The sequence below is a fragment of the Vibrio syngnathi genome, from assembly GCF_002119525.1.
Classification (GTDB): Bacteria; Pseudomonadota; Gammaproteobacteria; order Enterobacterales; family Vibrionaceae; genus Vibrio; species Vibrio syngnathi.
The window spans coordinates 1,703,119-1,725,099 of record NZ_CP017916.1 but is presented as its reverse complement, the minus strand read 5'-3'; the positions used below and the strand labels follow the sequence as shown (position 1 = coordinate 1,725,099).

Below are 21,981 nucleotides of genomic sequence, written 5' to 3'. Positions count from 1 at the left end.
AGACAATAACTTATATGCAAGTTTTCGTCATCTTAATTATCACTCAGTGACCGTTATCATTCGTTTACATTGTAAGTTATTAAACATGCAATTCATAGCTAGGAATTATATGACATTAGATGTTATATTGTCACTAGATTATAGAATTGATGTCACTATTTTGACGTCGCGAACAGAAAATGAGCTTAGGGATTTATATGGACATGACAGTATTGAATGCGAGCGGTGCATTAGCATTAGGTCAACGCATTGTTATTTCGATAGATGGCACAATCAAGGTCCTAGAAGACGGCCAGCCATTACAAGCTGGGGATGTCGTTTTAGAATCCCAAAATGCAAATTCTGAATCTCAGATTTCAGTTAAGCGCTTTACGCCACAAGGAAAAGATGGCGATGAAGTCGATCTTGACCAAGACATTGAAAATATTTTTGCCGCTTTAGAAGAAGGGCAAGATCCTACAGAGTTAGGCGAAGAGTTCGCAACTGCTGCTGGTGTAAGTGGTTCGAGCTTAGTGAGCAGTGGAACCATTGAGCGTGATGGTGACGAAACCATCCCAGTTACCGAATTTGTAACAACTGGTTTCGAAGGCTTGGGTTTGTCCCGAACTCAAAGCTTGAGTTTGCTTGATCTGTTCCGTTCAATAGAAGTTGAGCCAACCGTAAGTATCGAAGACAGCCAAATTATTAATGAAGGCTCAACAGCAATTTTCGACGTAAGTCTAAGTAAAGCTGCGTCAGGCGATGTTAGCGTTACGCTAGAGGCGTTATACGGAACGGCAACAGCGGACGACATCACAAGCATTGTTGTGAAAGATGCCGCGGGTAACGTAGTGACGGCGAACGCCGACGGCTCTTACACCGTCAAAGCGGGTGAAACTAAGTTAATCGTTGAAGTCGAGACCAAAGAAGACGGCACGTACGAAGGTGATGAGAAACTGAGCCTGAAAGTGACGGGTGCGACGGGCGTGACAGGCTCAGGTACGGGTGAGCTAACCATCAAAGATGACGGTACAGGCCCTGTTGACCCAACGAACCCACCAGTGAACCCAGATGATCGCCCATCGGTGAGCATCGAAGACAGCAAAGTGATTAACGAAGGCTCAACCGCGAGTTTCGATGTTAGCTTAAGTAAAGCTGCGTCAGTCGACGTGAGCGTAACGCTAGAGACCCTGTACGGCACTGCGACAGCCGACGATATCACCAGCATCGTGGTGAAAGATGCGGCGGGTAACGTAGTGACACCGAACGCTGACGGCTCTTACACAGTAAAAGCGGGTGAAACGAAGTTAACCGTTGAAGTGGCGACCAAAGACGACGGCACGTACGAAGGTGATGAGAAGCTGAGCTTGAAAGTGACGGGTGCAACCGGCGTGACAGGCTCAGGTACGGGTGAGCTAACCATCAAAGATGATGGCACTGGGCCTGTAGACCCAACCGATCCTACTTCCCCAGTGAATCCAGATGACCGCCCGTCGGTGAGCATCGAAGACAGTAAATTGATTAACGAAGGCTCAACCGCAAGTTTCGATGTGAGCTTAAGCAAAGCATCATCGGTCGACGTGAGCGTAACGCTAGAGACCCTGTACGGCACAGCAACAGCGGACGACATCACCAGCATCGTGGTGAAAGATGCGGCGGGTAACGTAGTGACACCGAACGCTGACGGCTCTTACACAGTAAAAGCGGGTGAAACTAAGCTGGTTGTTGAAGTAGCGACCAAAGACGACGGCACGTACGAAGGTGATGAGAAGCTGAGCTTGAAAGTGACGGGTGCAACCGGCGTGACAGGCTCAGGTACGGGTGAGCTAACCATCAAAGATGACGGTACAGGCCCTGTTGACCCAGGTAAACCTGCAGACAACGATAAACCTACACTAACTGTTGGTGATGCAGCACTAGTGGTTGAAGGTCAAAGCGCAAGTTTTGCCGTAAGTCTGTCGAATGCGGTCGACGCCGACCTGACGTACAAGTTCGATTTGGACGTGAGCGACAGCGCTGAGATCGCCGACTTTGTAGCCACGAGCGGCAAAGTAATGCTGAACGTAAGCTACACGGTGGAAGGTCAAGCGGTGAGCACCACCGTTGAAAATGGTAAGACGTTGAGCATCCCAGGCAACGCAGTTGGCATTACCGTAGTCGTAGCAACTCAAGACGACCCCTACCTAGAAGGGGCCGAAAACTTCAAATTAAATGTCAATGTGAGTGGTACTGTTGGGGATGCTAACAATACTTTAAATATATCCGATTTTGGTACCGGAACTATCACTGACGAAACCACAACAGACCCAACGGATCCAAATCCGAAAGACACGGTGTTTGCGCAAATCAGCGTAGACCAAGCGAGCGTGACGGAAGGTGGCGAACTGACGTACACCATCACGTTAGTGGACAAGGCCGGCAACGTGGTTGACGTACCAGCGGGTCAATCGGTGGACGTGGCTCTGAACTGGAGTGGCGCAGCGGCAGGCGGCGCGGACACCAGTCTCTTACCAAGCAGCGTAACGGTAACGGGCGGCAACCACAGCGCCAACTTTAAAGTGCAGACAACCGACGATGCGTTGAATGAAGGCAGCGAAGCGCTGAACGTTCAAGTGACGGGCGTGACCGACACCGACAACAGCTTTGAGCAAGTGGCGGCAGCCGCCGGTAATGCGGGTCAAGCGAACAGCACCATCACTGACGAAACCACAACAGACCCAACGGATCCAAATCCGAAAGACACGGTGTTTGCGCAAATCAGCGTAGACCAAGCGAGCGTGACGGAAGGTGGCGAACTGACGTACACCATCACGTTAGTGGACAAGGCCGGCAACGTGGTTGACGTACCAGCGGGTCAATCGGTGGACGTGGCTCTGAACTGGAGTGGCGCAGCGGCAGGCGGCGCGGACACCAGTCTCTTACCAAGCAGCGTAACGGTAACGGGCGGCAACCACAGCGCCAACTTTAAAGTGCAGACAACCGACGATGCGTTGAATGAAGGCAGCGAAGCGCTGAACGTTCAAGTGACGGGCGTGACCGACACCGACAACAGCTTTGAGCAAGTGGCGGCAGCCGCCGGTAATGCGGGTCAAGCGAACAGCACCATCACTGACGAAACCACAACAGACCCAACGGATCCAAATCCGAAAGACACGGTGTTTGCGCAAATCAGCGTAGACCAAGCGAGCGTGACGGAAGGTGGCGAACTGACGTACACCATCACGTTAGTGGACAAGGCCGGCAACGTGGTCGACGTGCCAGCGGGTCAATCGGTGGACGTGGCTCTGAACTGGAGTGGCGCAGCGGCAGGCGGCGCGGACACCAGTCTCTTACCAAGCAGCGTAACGGTAACGGGCGGCAACCACAGCGCCAACTTTAAAGTGCAGACAACCGACGATGCGTTGAATGAAGGCAGCGAAGCGCTGAACGTTCAAGTGACGGGCGTGACCGACACCGACAACAGCTTTGAGCAAGTGGCGGCAGCCGCCGGTAATGCGGGTCAAGCGAACAGCACCATCACTGACGAAACCACAACAGACCCAACGGATCCAAATCCGAAAGACACGGTGTTTGCGCAAATCAGCGTAGACCAAGCGAGCGTGACGGAAGGTGGCGAACTGACGTACACCATCACGTTAGTGGACAAGGCCGGCAACGTGGTTGACGTACCAGCGGGTCAATCGGTGGACGTGGCTCTGAACTGGAGTGGCGCAGCGGCAGGCGGCGCGGACACCAGTCTCTTACCAAGCAGCGTAACGGTAACGGGCGGCAACCACAGCGCCAACTTTAAAGTGCAGACAACCGACGATGCGTTGAATGAAGGCAGCGAAGCGCTGAACGTTCAAGTGACGGGCGTGACCGACACCGACAACAGCTTTGAGCAAGTGGCGGCAGCCGCCGGTAATGCGGGTCAAGCGAACAGCACCATCACTGACGAAACCACAACAGACCCAACGGATCCAAATCCGAAAGACACGGTGTTTGCGCAAATCAGCGTAGACCAAGCGAGCGTGACGGAAGGTGGCGAACTGACGTACACCATCACGTTAGTGGACAAGGCCGGCAACGTGGTCGACGTGCCAGCGGGTCAATCGGTGGACGTGGCTCTGAACTGGAGTGGCGCAGCGGCAGGCGGCGCGGACACCAGTCTCTTACCAAGCAGCGTAACGGTAACGGGCGGCAACCACAGCGCCAACTTTAAAGTGCAGACAACCGACGATGCGTTGAATGAAGGCAGCGAAGCGCTGAACGTTCAAGTGACGGGCGTGACCGACACCGACAACAGCTTTGAGCAAGTGGCGGCAGCCGCCGGTAATGCGGGTCAAGCGAACAGCACCATCACTGACGAAACCACAACAGACCCAACGGATCCAAATCCGAAAGACACGGTGTTTGCGCAAATCAGCGTAGACCAAGCGAGCGTGACGGAAGGTGGCGAACTGACGTACACCATCACGTTAGTGGACAAGGCCGGCAACGTGGTCGACGTGCCAGCGGGTCAATCGGTGGACGTGGCTCTGAACTGGAGTGGCGCAGCGGCAGGCGGCGCGGACACCAGTCTCTTACCAAGCAGCGTAACGGTAACGGGCGGCAACCACAGCGCCAACTTTAAAGTGCAGACAACCGACGATGCGTTGAATGAAGGCAGCGAAGCGCTGAACGTTCAAGTGACGGGCGTGACCGACACCGACAACAGCTTTGAGCAAGTGGCGGCAGCCGCCGGTAATGCCGGTCAAGCGAACAGCACCATCACTGACGAAACCACAACAGACCCAACGGATCCAAATCCGAAAGACACGGTGTTTGCGCAAATCAGCGTAGACCAAGCGAGCGTGACGGAAGGTGGCGAACTGACGTACACCATCACGTTAGTGGACAAGGCCGGCAACGTGGTCGACGTGCCAGCGGGTCAATCGGTGGACGTGGCTCTGAACTGGAGTGGCGCAGCGGCAGGCGGCGCGGACACCAGTCTCTTACCAAGCAGCGTAACGGTAACGGGCGGCAACCACAGCGCCAACTTTAAAGTGCAGACAACCGACGATGCGTTGAATGAAGGCAGCGAAGCGCTGAACGTTCAAGTGACGGGCGTGACCGACACCGACAACAGCTTTGAGCAAGTGGCGGCAGCCGCCGGTAATGCGGGTCAAGCGAACAGCACCATCACTGACGAAACCACAACAGACCCAACGGATCCAAATCCGAAAGACACGGTGTTTGCGCAAATCAGCGTAGACCAAGCGAGCGTGACGGAAGGTGGCGAACTGACGTACACCATCACGTTAGTGGACAAGGCCGGCAACGTGGTCGACGTGCCAGCGGGTCAATCGGTGGACGTGGCTCTGAACTGGAGTGGCGCAGCGGCAGGCGGCGCGGACACCAGTCTCTTACCAAGCAGCGTAACGGTAACGGGCGGCAACCACAGCGCCAACTTTAAAGTGCAGACAACCGACGATGCGTTGAATGAAGGCAGCGAAGCGCTGAACGTTCAAGTGACGGGCGTGACCGACACCGACAACAGCTTTGAGCAAGTGGCGGCAGCCGCCGGTAATGCCGGTCAAGCGAACAGCACCATCACTGACGAAACCACAACAGACCCAACGGATCCAAATCCGAAAGACACGGTGTTTGCGCAAATCAGCGTAGACCAAGCGAGCGTGACGGAAGGTGGCGAACTGACGTACACCATCACGTTAGTGGACAAGGCCGGCAACGTGGTCGACGTGCCAGCGGGTCAATCGGTGGACGTGGCTCTGAACTGGAGTGGCGCAGCGGCAGGCGGCGCGGACACCAGTCTCTTACCAAGCAGCGTAACGGTAACGGGCGGCAACCACAGCGCCAACTTTAAAGTGCAGACAACCGACGATGCGTTGAATGAAGGCAGCGAAGCGCTGAACGTTCAAGTGACGGGCGTGACCGACACCGACAACAGCTTTGAGCAAGTGGCGGCAGCCGCCGGTAATGCCGGTCAAGCGAACAGCACCATCACTGACGAAACCACAACAGACCCAACGGATCCAAATCCGAAAGACACGGTGTTTGCGCAAATCAGCGTAGACCAAGCGAGCGTGACGGAAGGTGGCGAACTGACGTACACCATCACGTTAGTGGACAAGGCCGGCAACGTGGTCGACGTGCCAGCGGGTCAATCGGTGGACGTGGCTCTGAACTGGAGTGGCGCAGCGGCAGGCGGCGCGGACACCAGTCTCTTACCAAGCAGCGTAACGGTAACGGGCGGCAACCACAGCGCCAACTTTAAAGTGCAGACAACCGACGATGCGTTGAATGAAGGCAGCGAAGCGCTGAACGTTCAAGTGACGGGCGTGACCGACACCGACAACAGCTTTGAGCAAGTGGCGGCAGCCGCCGGTAATGCGGGTCAAGCGAACAGCACCATCACTGACGAAACCACAACAGACCCAACGGATCCAAATCCGAAAGACACGGTGTTTGCGCAAATCAGCGTAGACCAAGCGAGCGTGACGGAAGGTGGCGAACTGACGTACACCATCACGTTAGTGGACAAGGCCGGCAACGTGGTCGACGTGCCAGCGGGTCAATCGGTGGACGTGGCTCTGAACTGGAGTGGCGCAGCGGCAGGCGGCGCGGACACCAGTCTCTTACCAAGCAGCGTAACGGTAACGGGCGGCAACCACAGCGCCAACTTTAAAGTGCAGACAACCGACGATGCGTTGAATGAAGGCAGCGAAGCGCTGAACGTTCAAGTGACGGGCGTGACCGACACCGACAACAGCTTTGAGCAAGTGGCGGCAGCCGCCGGTAATGCGGGTCAAGCGAACAGCACCATCACTGACGAAACCACAACAGACCCAACGGATCCAAATCCGAAAGACACGGTGTTTGCGCAAATCAGCGTAGACCAAGCGAGCGTGACGGAAGGTGGCGAACTGACGTACACCATCACGTTAGTGGACAAGGCCGGCAACGTGGTCGACGTGCCAGCGGGTCAATCGGTGGACGTGGCTCTGAACTGGAGTGGCGCAGCGGCAGGCGGCGCGGACACCAGTCTCTTACCAAGCAGCGTAACGGTAACGGGCGGCAACCACAGCGCCAACTTTAAAGTGCAGACAACCGACGATGCGTTGAATGAAGGCAGCGAAGCGCTGAACGTTCAAGTGACGGGCGTGACCGACACCGACAACAGCTTTGAGCAAGTGGCGGCAGCCGCCGGTAATGCCGGTCAAGCGAACAGCACCATCACTGACGAAACCACAACAGACCCAACGGATCCAAATCCGAAAGACACGGTGTTTGCGCAAATCAGCGTAGACCAAGCGAGCGTGACGGAAGGTGGCGAACTGACGTACACCATCACGTTAGTGGACAAGGCCGGCAACGTGGTCGACGTGCCAGCGGGTCAATCGGTGGACGTGGCTCTGAACTGGAGTGGCGCAGCGGCAGGCGGCGCGGACACCAGTCTCTTACCAAGCAGCGTAACGGTAACGGGCGGCAACCACAGCGCCAACTTTAAAGTGCAGACAACCGACGATGCGTTGAATGAAGGCAGCGAAGCGCTGAACGTTCAAGTGACGGGCGTGACCGACACCGACAACAGCTTTGAGCAAGTGGCGGCAGCCGCCGGTAATGCGGGTCAAGCGAACAGCACCATCACTGACGAAACCACAACAGACCCAACGGATCCAAATCCGAAAGACACGGTGTTTGCGCAAATCAGCGTAGACCAAGCGAGCGTGACGGAAGGTGGCGAACTGACGTACACCATCACGTTAGTGGACAAGGCCGGCAACGTGGTCGACGTGCCAGCGGGTCAATCGGTGGACGTGGCTCTGAACTGGAGTGGCGCAGCGGCAGGCGGCGCGGACACCAGTCTCTTACCAAGCAGCGTAACGGTAACGGGCGGCAACCACAGCGCCAACTTTAAAGTGCAGACAACCGACGATGCGTTGAATGAAGGCAGCGAAGCGCTGAACGTTCAAGTGACGGGCGTGACCGACACCGACAACAGCTTTGAGCAAGTGGCGGCAGCCGCCGGTAATGCGGGTCAAGCGAACAGCACCATCACTGACGAAACCACAACAGACCCAACGGATCCAAATCCGAAAGACACGGTGTTTGCGCAAATCAGCGTAGACCAAGCGAGCGTGACGGAAGGTGGCGAACTGACGTACACCATCACGTTAGTGGACAAGGCCGGCAACGTGGTCGACGTGCCAGCGGGTCAATCGGTGGACGTGGCTCTGAACTGGAGTGGCGCAGCGGCAGGCGGCGCGGACACCAGTCTCTTACCAAGCAGCGTAACGGTAACGGGCGGCAACCACAGCGCCAACTTTAAAGTGCAGACAACCGACGATGCGTTGAATGAAGGCAGCGAAGCGCTGAACGTTCAAGTGACGGGCGTGACCGACACCGACAACAGCTTTGAGCAAGTGGCGGCAGCCGCCGGTAATGCCGGTCAAGCGAACAGCACCATCACTGACGAAACCACAACAGACCCAACGGATCCAAATCCGAAAGACACGGTGTTTGCGCAAATCAGCGTAGACCAAGCGAGCGTGACGGAAGGTGGCGAACTGACGTACACCATCACGTTAGTGGACAAGGCCGGCAACGTGGTCGACGTGCCAGCGGGTCAATCGGTGGACGTGGCTCTGAACTGGAGTGGCGCAGCGGCAGGCGGCGCGGACACCAGTCTCTTACCAAGCAGCGTAACGGTAACGGGCGGCAACCACAGCGCCAACTTTAAAGTGCAGACAACCGACGATGCGTTGAATGAAGGCAGCGAAGCGCTGAACGTTCAAGTGACGGGCGTGACCGACACCGACAACAGCTTTGAGCAAGTGGCGGCAGCCGCCGGTAATGCGGGTCAAGCGAACAGCACCATCACTGACGAAACCACAACAGACCCAACGGATCCAAATCCGAAAGACACGGTGTTTGCGCAAATCAGCGTAGACCAAGCGAGCGTGACGGAAGGTGGCGAACTGACGTACACCATCACGTTAGTGGACAAGGCCGGCAACGTGGTTGACGTACCAGCGGGTCAATCGGTGGACGTGGCTCTGAACTGGAGTGGCGCAGCGGCAGGCGGCGCGGACACCAGTTTCTTACCAAGCAGCGTAACGGTAACGGGCGGCAACCACAGCGCCAACTTTAAAGTGCAGACAACCGACGATGCGTTGAATGAAGGCAGCGAAGCGCTGAACGTTCAAGTGACGGGCGTGACCGACACCGACAACAGCTTTGAGCAAGTGGCGGCAGCCGCCGGTAATGCGGGTCAAGCGAACAGCACCATCACTGACGAAACCACAACAGACCCAACGGATCCAAATCCGAAAGACACGGTGTTTGCGCAAATCAGCGTAGACCAAGCGAGCGTGACGGAAGGTGGCGAACTGACGTACACCATCACGTTAGTGGACAAGGCCGGCAACGTGGTCGACGTGCCAGCGGGTCAATCGGTGGACGTGGCTCTGAACTGGAGTGGCGCAGCGGCAGGCGGCGCGGACACCAGTCTCTTACCAAGCAGCGTAACGGTAACGGGCGGCAACCACAGCGCCAACTTTAAAGTGCAGACAACCGACGATGCGTTGAATGAAGGCAGCGAAGCGCTGAACGTTCAAGTGACGGGCGTGACCGACACCGACAACAGCTTTGAGCAAGTGGCGGCAGCCGCCGGTAATGCGGGTCAAGCGAACAGCACCATCACTGACGAAACCACAACAGACCCAACGGATCCAAATCCGAAAGACACGGTGTTTGCGCAAATCAGCGTAGACCAAGCGAGCGTGACGGAAGGTGGCGAACTGACGTACACCATCACGTTAGTGGACAAGGCCGGCAACGTGGTCGACGTGCCAGCGGGTCAATCGGTGGACGTGGCTCTGAACTGGAGTGGCGCAGCGGCAGGCGGCGCGGACACCAGTCTCTTACCAAGCAGCGTAACGGTAACGGGCGGCAACCACAGCGCCAACTTTAAAGTGCAGACAACCGACGATGCGTTGAATGAAGGCAGCGAAGCGCTGAACGTTCAAGTGACGGGCGTGACCGACACCGACAACAGCTTTGAGCAAGTGGCGGCAGCCGCCGGTAATGCCGGTCAAGCGAACAGCACCATCACTGACGAAACCACAACAGACCCAACGGATCCAAATCCGAAAGACACGGTGTTTGCGCAAATCAGCGTAGACCAAGCGAGCGTGACGGAAGGTGGCGAACTGACGTACACCATCACGTTAGTGGACAAGGCCGGCAACGTGGTCGACGTGCCAGCGGGTCAATCGGTGGACGTGGCTCTGAACTGGAGTGGCGCAGCGGCAGGCGGCGCGGACACCAGTCTCTTACCAAGCAGCGTAACGGTAACGGGCGGCAACCACAGCGCCAACTTTAAAGTGCAGACAACCGACGATGCGTTGAATGAAGGCAGCGAAGCGCTGAACGTTCAAGTGACGGGCGTGACCGACACCGACAACAGCTTTGAGCAAGTGGCGGCAGCCGCCGGTAATGCCGGTCAAGCGAACAGCACCATCACTGACGAAACCACAACAGACCCAACGGATCCAAATCCGAAAGACACGGTGTTTGCGCAAATCAGCGTAGACCAAGCGAGCGTGACGGAAGGTGGCGAACTGACGTACACCATCACGTTAGTGGACAAGGCCGGCAACGTGGTCGACGTGCCAGCGGGTCAATCGGTGGACGTGGCTCTGAACTGGAGTGGCGCAGCGGCAGGCGGCGCGGACACCAGTCTCTTACCAAGCAGCGTAACGGTAACGGGCGGCAACCACAGCGCCAACTTTAAAGTGCAGACAACCGACGATGCGTTGAATGAAGGCAGCGAAGCGCTGAACGTTCAAGTGACGGGCGTGACCGACACCGACAACAGCTTTGAGCAAGTGGCGGCAGCCGCCGGTAATGCCGGTCAAGCGAACAGCACCATCACTGACGAAACCACAACAGACCCAACGGATCCAAATCCGAAAGACACGGTGTTTGCGCAAATCAGCGTAGACCAAGCGAGCGTGACGGAAGGTGGCGAACTGACGTACACCATCACGTTAGTGGACAAGGCCGGCAACGTGGTCGACGTGCCAGCGGGTCAATCGGTGGACGTGGCTCTGAACTGGAGTGGCGCAGCGGCAGGCGGCGCGGACACCAGTCTCTTACCAAGCAGCGTAACGGTAACGGGCGGCAACCACAGCGCCAACTTTAAAGTGCAGACAACCGACGATGCGTTGAATGAAGGCAGCGAAGCGCTGAACGTTCAAGTGACGGGCGTGACCGACACCGACAACAGCTTTGAGCAAGTGGCGGCAGCCGCCGGTAATGCGGGTCAAGCGAACAGCACCATCACTGACGAAACCACAACAGACCCAACGGATCCAAATCCGAAAGACACGGTGTTTGCGCAAATCAGCGTAGACCAAGCGAGCGTGACGGAAGGTGGCGAACTGACGTACACCATCACGTTAGTGGACAAGGCCGGCAACGTGGTCGACGTGCCAGCGGGTCAATCGGTGGACGTGGCTCTGAACTGGAGTGGCGCAGCGGCAGGCGGCGCGGACACCAGTCTCTTACCAAGCAGCGTAACGGTAACGGGCGGCAACCACAGCGCCAACTTTAAAGTGCAGACAACCGACGATGCGTTGAATGAAGGCAGCGAAGCGCTGAACGTTCAAGTGACGGGCGTGACCGACACCGACAACAGCTTTGAGCAAGTGGCGGCAGCCGCCGGTAATGCCGGTCAAGCGAACAGCACCATCACTGACGAAACCACAACAGACCCAACGGATCCAAATCCGAAAGACACGGTGTTTGCGCAAATCAGCGTAGACCAAGCGAGCGTGACGGAAGGTGGCGAACTGACGTACACCATCACGTTAGTGGACAAGGCCGGCAACGTGGTCGACGTGCCAGCGGGTCAATCGGTGGACGTGGCTCTGAACTGGAGTGGCGCAGCGGCAGGCGGCGCGGACACCAGTCTCTTACCAAGCAGCGTAACGGTAACGGGCGGCAACCACAGCGCCAACTTTAAAGTGCAGACAACCGACGATGCGTTGAATGAAGGCAGCGAAGCGCTGAACGTTCAAGTGACGGGCGTGACCGACACCGACAACAGCTTTGAGCAAGTGGCGGCAGCCGCCGGTAATGCCGGTCAAGCGAACAGCACCATCACTGACGAAACCACAACAGACCCAACGGATCCAAATCCGAAAGACACGGTGTTTGCGCAAATCAGCGTAGACCAAGCGAGCGTGACGGAAGGTGGCGAACTGACGTACACCATCACGTTAGTGGACAAGGCCGGCAACGTGGTCGACGTGCCAGCGGGTCAATCGGTGGACGTGGCTCTGAACTGGAGTGGCGCAGCGGCAGGCGGCGCGGACACCAGTCTCTTACCAAGCAGCGTAACGGTAACGGGCGGCAACCACAGCGCCAACTTTAAAGTGCAGACAACCGACGATGCGTTGAATGAAGGCAGCGAAGCGCTGAACGTTCAAGTGACGGGCGTGACCGACACCGACAACAGCTTTGAGCAAGTGGCGGCAGCCGCCGGTAATGCCGGTCAAGCGAACAGCACCATCACTGACGAAACCACAACAGACCCAACGGATCCAAATCCGAAAGACACGGTGTTTGCGCAAATCAGCGTAGACCAAGCGAGCGTGACGGAAGGTGGCGAACTGACGTACACCATCACGTTAGTGGACAAGGCCGGCAACGTGGTCGACGTGCCAGCGGGTCAATCGGTGGACGTGGCTCTGAACTGGAGTGGCGCAGCGGCAGGCGGCGCGGACACCAGTCTCTTACCAAGCAGCGTAACGGTAACGGGCGGCAACCACAGCGCCAACTTTAAAGTGCAGACAACCGACGATGCGTTGAATGAAGGCAGCGAAGCGCTGAACGTTCAAGTGACGGGCGTGACCGACACCGACAACAGCTTTGAGCAAGTGGCGGCAGCCGCCGGTAATGCCGGTCAAGCGAACAGCACCATCACTGACGAAACCACAACAGACCCAACGGATCCAAATCCGAAAGACACGGTGTTTGCGCAAATCAGCGTAGACCAAGCGAGCGTGACGGAAGGTGGCGAACTGACGTACACCATCACGTTAGTGGACAAGGCCGGCAACGTGGTCGACGTGCCAGCGGGTCAATCGGTGGACGTGGCTCTGAACTGGAGTGGCGCAGCGGCAGGCGGCGCGGACACCAGTCTCTTACCAAGCAGCGTAACGGTAACGGGCGGCAACCACAGCGCCAACTTTAAAGTGCAGACAACCGACGATGCGTTGAATGAAGGCAGCGAAGCGCTGAACGTTCAAGTGACGGGCGTGACCGACACCGACAACAGCTTTGAGCAAGTGGCGGCAGCCGCCGGTAATGCGGGTCAAGCGAACAGCACCATCACTGACGAAACCACAACAGACCCAACGGATCCAAATCCGAAAGACACGGTGTTTGCGCAAATCAGCGTAGACCAAGCGAGCGTGACGGAAGGTGGCGAACTGACGTACACCATCACGTTAGTGGACAAGGCCGGCAACGTGGTCGACGTGCCAGCGGGTCAATCGGTGGACGTGGCTCTGAACTGGAGTGGCGCAGCGGCAGGCGGCGCGGACACCAGTCTCTTACCAAGCAGCGTAACGGTAACGGGCGGCAACCACAGCGCCAACTTTAAAGTGCAGACAACCGACGATGCGTTGAATGAAGGCAGCGAAGCGCTGAACGTTCAAGTGACGGGCGTGACCGACACCGACAACAGCTTTGAGCAAGTGGCGGCAGCCGCCGGTAATGCCGGTCAAGCGAACAGCACCATCACTGACGAAACCACAACAGACCCAACGGATCCAAATCCGAAAGACACGGTGTTTGCGCAAATCAGCGTAGACCAAGCGAGCGTGACGGAAGGTGGCGAACTGACGTACACCATCACGTTAGTGGACAAGGCCGGCAACGTGGTCGACGTGCCAGCGGGTCAATCGGTGGACGTGGCTCTGAACTGGAGTGGCGCAGCGGCAGGCGGCGCGGACACCAGTCTCTTACCAAGCAGCGTAACGGTAACGGGCGGCAACCACAGCGCCAACTTTAAAGTGCAGACAACCGACGATGCGTTGAATGAAGGCAGCGAAGCGCTGAACGTTCAAGTGACGGGCGTGACCGACACCGACAACAGCTTTGAGCAAGTGGCGGCAGCCGCCGGTAATGCGGGTCAAGCGAACAGCACCATCACTGACGAAACCACAACAGACCCAACGGATCCAAATCCGAAAGACACGGTGTTTGCGCAAATCAGCGTAGACCAAGCGAGCGTGACGGAAGGTGGCGAACTGACGTACACCATCACGTTAGTGGACAAGGCCGGCAACGTGGTTGACGTACCAGCGGGTCAATCGGTGGACGTGGCTCTGAACTGGAGTGGCGCAGCGGCAGGCGGCGCGGACACCAGTTTCTTACCAAGCAGCGTAACGGTAACGGGCGGCAACCACAGCGCCAACTTTAAAGTGCAGACAACCGACGATGCGTTGAATGAAGGCAGCGAAGCGCTGAACGTTCAAGTGACGGGCGTGACCGACACCGACAACAGCTTTGAGCAAGTGGCGGCAGCCGCCGGTAATGCGGGTCAAGCGAACAGCACCATCACTGACGAAACCACAACAGACCCAACGGATCCAAATCCGAAAGACACGGTGTTTGCGCAAATCAGCGTAGACCAAGCGAGCGTGACGGAAGGTGGCGAACTGACGTACACCATCACGTTAGTGGACAAGGCCGGCAACGTGGTCGACGTGCCAGCGGGTCAATCGGTGGACGTGGCTCTGAACTGGAGTGGCGCAGCGGCAGGCGGCGCGGACACCAGTCTCTTACCAAGCAGCGTAACGGTAACGGGCGGCAACCACAGCGCCAACTTTAAAGTGCAGACAACCGACGATGCGTTGAATGAAGGCAGCGAAGCGCTGAACGTTCAAGTGACGGGCGTGACCGACACCGACAACAGCTTTGAGCAAGTGGCGGCAGCCGCCGGTAATGCGGGTCAAGCGAACAGCACCATCACTGACGAAACCACAACAGACCCAACGGATCCAAATCCGAAAGACACGGTGTTTGCGCAAATCAGCGTAGACCAAGCGAGCGTGACGGAAGGTGGCGAACTGACGTACACCATCACGTTAGTGGACAAGGCCGGCAACGTGGTCGACGTGCCAGCGGGTCAATCGGTGGACGTGGCTCTGAACTGGAGTGGCGCAGCGGCAGGCGGCGCGGACACCAGTCTCTTACCAAGCAGCGTAACGGTAACGGGCGGCAACCACAGCGCCAACTTTAAAGTGCAGACAACCGACGATGCGTTGAATGAAGGCAGCGAAGCGCTGAACGTTCAAGTGACGGGCGTGACCGACACCGACAACAGCTTTGAGCAAGTGGCGGCAGCCGCCGGTAATGCGGGTCAAGCGAACAGCACCATCACTGACGAAACCACAACAGACCCAACGGATCCAAATCCGAAAGACACGGTGTTTGCGCAAATCAGCGTAGACCAAGCGAGCGTGACGGAAGGTGGCGAACTGACGTACACCATCACGTTAGTGGACAAGGCCGGCAACGTGGTTGACGTACCAGCGGGTCAATCGGTGGACGTGGCTCTGAACTGGAGTGGCGCAGCGGCAGGCGGCGCGGACACCAGTCTCTTACCAAGCAGCGTAACGGTAACGGGCGGCAACCACAGCGCCAACTTTAAAGTGCAGACAACCGACGATGCGTTGAATGAAGGCAGCGAAGCGCTGAACGTTCAAGTGACGGGCGTGACCGACACCGACAACAGCTTTGAGCAAGTGGCGGCAGCCGCCGGTAATGCCGGTCAAGCGAACAGCACCATCACTGACGAAACCACAACAGACCCAACGGATCCAAATCCGAAAGACACGGTGTTTGCGCAAATCAGCGTAGACCAAGCGAGCGTGACGGAAGGTGGCGAACTGACGTACACCATCACGTTAGTGGACAAGGCCGGCAACGTGGTCGACGTACCAGCGGGTCAATCGGTGGACGTGGCTCTGAACTGGAGTGGCGCAGCGGCAGGCGGCGCGGACACCAGTCTCTTACCAAGCAGCGTAACGGTAACGGGCGGCAACCACAGCGCCAACTTTAAAGTGCAGACAACCGACGATGCGTTGAATGAAGGCAGCGAAGCGCTGAACGTTCAAGTGACGGGCGTGACCGACACCGACAACAGCTTTGAGCAAGTGGCGGCAGCCGCCGGTAATGCGGGTCAAGCGAACAGCACCATCACTGACGAAACCACAACAGACCCAACGGATCCAAATCCGAAAGACACGGTGTTTGCGCAAATCAGCGTAGACCAAGCGAGCGTGACGGAAGGTGGCGAACTGACGTACACCATCACGTTAGTGGACAAGGCCGGCAACGTGGTTGACGTACCAGCGGGTCAATCGGTGGACGTGGCTCTGAACTGGAGTGGCGCAGCGGCAGGCGGCGCGGACACCAGTCTCTTACCAAGCAGCGTAACGGTAACGGGCGGCAACCACAGCGCCAACTTTAAAGTGCAGACAACCGACGATGCGTTGAATGAAGGCAGCGAAGCGCTGAACGTTCAAGTGACGGGCGTGACCGACACCGACAACAGCTTTGAGCAAGTGGCGGCAGCCGCCGGTAATGCCGGTCAAGCGAACAGCACCATCACTGACGAAACCACAACAGACCCAACGGATCCAAATCCGAAAGACACGGTGTTTGCGCAAATCAGCGTAGACCAAGCGAGCGTGACGGAAGGTGGCGAACTGACGTACACCATCACGTTAGTGGACAAGGCCGGCAACGTGGTCGACGTACCAGCGGGTCAATCGGTGGACGTGGCTCTGAACTGGAGTGGCGCAGCGGCAGGCGGCGCGGACACCAGTCTCTTACCAAGCAGCGTAACGGTAACGGGCGGCAACCACAGCGCCAACTTTAAAGTGCAGACAACCGACGATGCGTTGAATGAAGGCAGCGAAGCGCTGAACGTTCAAGTGACGGGCGTGACCGACACCGACAACAGCTTTGAGCAAGTGGCGGCAGCCGCCGGTAATGCGGGTCAAGCGAACAGCACCATCACTGACGAAACCACAACAGACCCAACGGATCCAAATCCGAAAGACACGGTGTTTGCGCAAATCAGCGTAGACCAAGCGAGCGTGACGGAAGGTGGCGAACTGACGTACACCATCACGTTAGTGGACAAGGCCGGCAACGTGGTCGACGTGCCAGCGGGTCAATCGGTGGACGTGGCTCTGAACTGGAGTGGCGCAGCGGCAGGCGGCGCGGACACCAGTCTCTTACCAAGCAGCGTAACGGTAACGGGCGGCAACCACAGCGCCAACTTTAAAGTGCAGACAACCGACGATGCGTTGAATGAAGGCAGCGAAGCGCTGAACGTTCAAGTGACGGGCGTGACCGACACCGACAACAGCTTTGAGCAAGTGGCGGCAGCCGCCGGTAATGCCGGTCAAGCGAACAGCACCATCACTGACGAAACCACAACAGACCCAACGGATCCAAATCCGAAAGACACGGTGTTTGCGCAAATCAGCGTAGACCAAGCGAGCGTGACGGAAGGTGGCGAACTGACGTACACCATCACGTTAGTGGACAAGGCCGGCAACGTGGTTGACGTGCCAGCGGGTCAATCGGTGGACGTGGCTCTGAACTGGAGTGGCGCAGCGGCAGGCGGCGCGGACACCAGTCTCTTACCAAGCAGCGTAACGGTAACGGGCGGCAACCACAGCGCCAACTTTAAAGTGCAGACAACCGACGATGCGTTGAATGAAGGCAGCGAAGCGCTGAACGTTCAAGTGACGGGCGTGACCGACACCGACAACAGCTTTGAGCAAGTGGCGGCAGCCGCCGGTAATGCCGGTCAAGCGAACAGCACCATCACTGACGAAACCACAACAGACCCAACGGATCCAAATCCGAAAGACACGGTGTTTGCGCAAATCAGCGTAGACCAAGCGAGCGTGACGGAAGGTGGCGAACTGACGTACACCATCACGTTAGTGGACAAGGCCGGCAACGTGGTCGACGTACCAGCGGGTCAATCGGTGGACGTGGCTCTGAACTGGAGTGGCGCAGCGGCAGGCGGCGCGGACACCAGTCTCTTACCAAGCAGCGTAACGGTGACGGGCAACAGCACCAGCTTCAAAGTGCAGACGATTAATGATCCTTTGAAAGAAACACAAGAAGAGTTAGCTGTTACAATTTCAAATTTGGACACAGGCTCGGTCTTCGAACAAGCGAAGCCTGGTCTAAATGGTTCAAATAGGGCTGTTAGTTCAATCAAAGACAACGACGTAACAATCAAAGTACACGATGCTGTGCCTGTGAATGAAGGTGATAAAGCATCCTTTAAAGTGACATTAAATGAAGCTTCGTCTGAAAAACAGTATGTTAAATTTGAAGCGACAACGAATGGTTACGATACCGAATTTGATGATATTGATACCAATAGCCTAACTTACGAATACAAAGATGCTAACGGTGTATTCCAAGTTGCTAACGTCGTTAACGGTTATGTAGAAATTCCGGCAGGAAGAACTGAGCTTCGTGTAACAGTTCAAACCGTGCAAGACGATAAATTTGAATGGACTGAACGTTTTGGACTACACATTGTAGATACAAAATCTCAGGTCGGCGGAACGTCAAGTATTGATGAAGCTAATTCTGATCTGAAAGGTCAGGGTACAATCAAGTTAGATCATACAGATAACCCTACGCTTACATTGACGAATGCTAATGCTGTTGATGAAGGAAACACGGCCGTATTTGATGGGCAACTATCGAAGGTGTCTGAAGCCTCGATTGAGATGAAAGTCGAGTTTGAATTTTCTAATGGCGTTGGCAAAGCAAACCTTGAGGATTTAGCCGCGGACATTAGTAAACCGTTTGCTGGGGTTACAGTCACTTATGTTTCTGGCGGAGTGATTAAGACTATTTCGGTAAATGAAGTGGATGGCACATTCACGCTTCCTGCGAGAGTTACGGATTTCAAAGTTAATGTAGATACAGTAAATGATAACCGTTTCGAAACATCAGAAGACTTTGGGATTAAGTTGAGTGAGATACCTTTCCAATCTTCAACTGATGCTAGTAAAGATGTAATCATTAATCACGGTCAGCATGGTGTATCAGCTACGGGCTCTATAAATGAAGATGCTTCTGATAAACCCGCAATAAGTGTGTCCGATGCTCTTGCTGTTAAAGAAGGTGGTGTGTTGGAGTACAGCGTTGCACTTACAGGTTCTTCTGATATAGAAGTTAAATATTCATTTAACTTCCCAAATAGTAGTGATGTTAAAAAAGCAGACATTTCGTTTACGGATGGCGTTAAACTGAGTGCTGATAAACAATTTATTATAGTGCCTAAACATGTATCTAACTTTAAGGTCATTGTTCCTACATTAGATGATGTTCTTGTAGAAAATACCGAAAATTACACGATCAGTATTGGCGGTGATACAGGTACTGGCTCAATACTAGATAATGAAGTTGCTCCTATTGTTAGGAATCAGTCGGTAAGCCTGTCTGAAGAAGGTTTAATGAATGGTATCCCTGATAATAACGGTTTACCTACAGATTCAACGGATGCTTATTCGATTCAGGGTGACCTAGTTATTACCGACGCTAATAATAACTTGCATGACACAGTATTTAGTGAAACAAGCACAATTAACATTACAACATCTACAGGTCAGCCTCTTACATCAAGTGGTAGCCTTGTTACTTGGAATGTATCGAACGGTGGTCACACGCTGGTTGGTTCGGCTAATGGACAGAATGTGATTGAAGCGACGTTGACTAGTGACGGACATTACGAGATTCATTTAAAAGGGCCAGTTGATCATACGAACGTTAACGGTGAAGATAGTCTAGTTCTTCAGATTCCTGTAATAGCTAAAGACACGTCGGGTCTGACAAGCACTGGTGGGCAGATATCGGTCTCGATAGAAGATGATCAACCTGTTGCGAAAAATATAGACATCTCTGTTTCGCCTGAAACTAAGTCAAATACTAACGTTCAGCTGATTCTTGATACATCGGGTTCTATGAGTAATAGTTCTAACGGTAAACTTGCTATTATGAAGGCTGCTGTATCTAAGATGCTCGATCAGTATCATGATATGGGTGATGTAAGAGTCCAGTTAATAGATTTCAATAGTAGATCGACTCGTTTAGAGTTTAATGGTCGCGCTTGGATGACAGTATCTGAGGCTAAATATTTAGTTAATAGACTGACTGCAGGTGGTGGTACCGATTATGATGATGCGGTTAAAAAAGCTCGTCAATCTTGGGACCATGATGAACACTTGCAACTAGACAATGCAAATAATGTCAGCTATTTCATCTCAGATGGTAAGCCTCAAGATGGGCACGACGATGCAACAATTAGTGATAATGAAGAAACAAAATGGGCTAATCACCTTATATCTAACGGTATTACATCCCAATCTATAGGTATCAATAGTAGTGGTAGCCTAAACGACTCCGGACAAATTGATAGAGTGTCTTATGATGGCACGAAAGGAAGTTCGTCAGGAGCAGATACTGATGCAATTATTATTAAAGATGCAAATGGATTATCTGATGTGCTTACTCAATCTATCATTAAAACAGTGTCCGGCCATTTAACTCAAGATGGTGGCTTTGGCGCTGATGGTGGTTATGTTAGCCAGTTAGTTATTGATGGAGTCACGTTCAATTTTGATGGCACAACTATTCGTTCTATCGGGCAGAACTCTAAGATCAGCTTTACCAAAAATGAATCAACAAACGAGTTAAAAGTTACGGTCGATGGCAAGTACACTTTGAGTATCGATATGGATACGGGTTCGTACAAATTTGGTGGCAAACCACAAGCTAGACCTGAAACCGTAGACTTCGATTACACATTGAAAGATGGTGATGGTGATACAAGTAGCAGTCATATTTCATTTGATGTTATGGGTTCAAAAGGCAGCGTAGATGTGTCGTCTACAGGCAAGATGATCGATTCTGTTAAAGTTCTTCATGATAATTTGAGTTGGATAGGATCACCTGCAGTAACCAATGGACAAGCAGGTTACAACAAGATTGTAGACAATGTTGATATCAATAAAGGTGTTTCAATCAATGTTGGTGATGCTGGCGATGCTGTTTGGACTGGCCAGGGCGATGATGTGATTTATCTTGGTGATAGTCATGCTGTCTTGGACCAAAATACTGGGCAAGCGTCTAACCAAGATGCGATAAACACTTATATTAAAGATGTTTTCACTCAAGGTCGCGATTCGAACGTAATACTTAACCCTAACCAAGGTGAAGATAGTGAGATTGCTGCTACTAATAACAGTACAGCAAACTTGGATGTTGCTCATGGTGGCGGCGGTAGTGACTATATCTACGGAGAAGGTGGCTCAGACGTTATATTTGGCGGGTCAGGCGATGACGTCATTGACGGCGGTGAAGGTACCGATGGCCTTCGAGGCGGCACGGGTCACGATACACTTAAAGGCGGAGCTGGCGATGATATTCTTATCGGTGGTATTGGTAACGATATTTTAACCGGCGGTAGTGATGATGATATCTTCAAGTTTGTCGATCAAGGTTCTGGTGTCCGTAATGGTGAGAAAGACACAATTACAGACTTTACTAAGGGTGCTGATAAAATAGATATTTCCGATCTACTTCATACAGACTCTTCTGACAGCATTAATAGCCTACTTCAAAGCAGTAAGATTGGTATTTCTCTCGAAGGTGGTGACAATATGTCAACGGCAGATCTTAAGTTGACTGTGACAGATGGTGGAAAAACTCAGGAGATCATATTGCAAGATAGCGCTGAACAATTTGATAGTTATATCTCAAACGGTTCCATCTCAGATGTGAGTGGACTATTAAACGATATATTGAAAATCTACGACAACTAAACAAAAAGGGCCGAAAGGCCCTTTTTTTATATCTTAATTTAGTAAAGTCATCGTGCTTAAGAAGACCTTACAT

General features: G+C 54.5%; 1 protein-coding gene. It reads left to right on the top strand.

What is annotated here, in order from left to right; genetic code table 11:
* The first annotated feature begins 197 nt into the window (after positions 1 to 197).
* Complete coding sequence (locus tag K08M4_RS07945) at positions 198 to 21,908, top strand: Calx-beta domain-containing protein (RefSeq protein ID WP_086049490.1); 21,711 nt, start codon at positions 198 to 200, stop codon at positions 21,906 to 21,908.
* Positions 21,909 to 21,981: the final 73 nt, after the last annotated feature.

Excerpts from the sequence above, each read along its gene's own strand:
- K08M4_RS07945 (WP_086049490.1), top strand. The coding sequence starts at position 198 with ATGGACATGACAGTATTGAATGCGAGCGGTGCATTAGCATTAGGTCAA.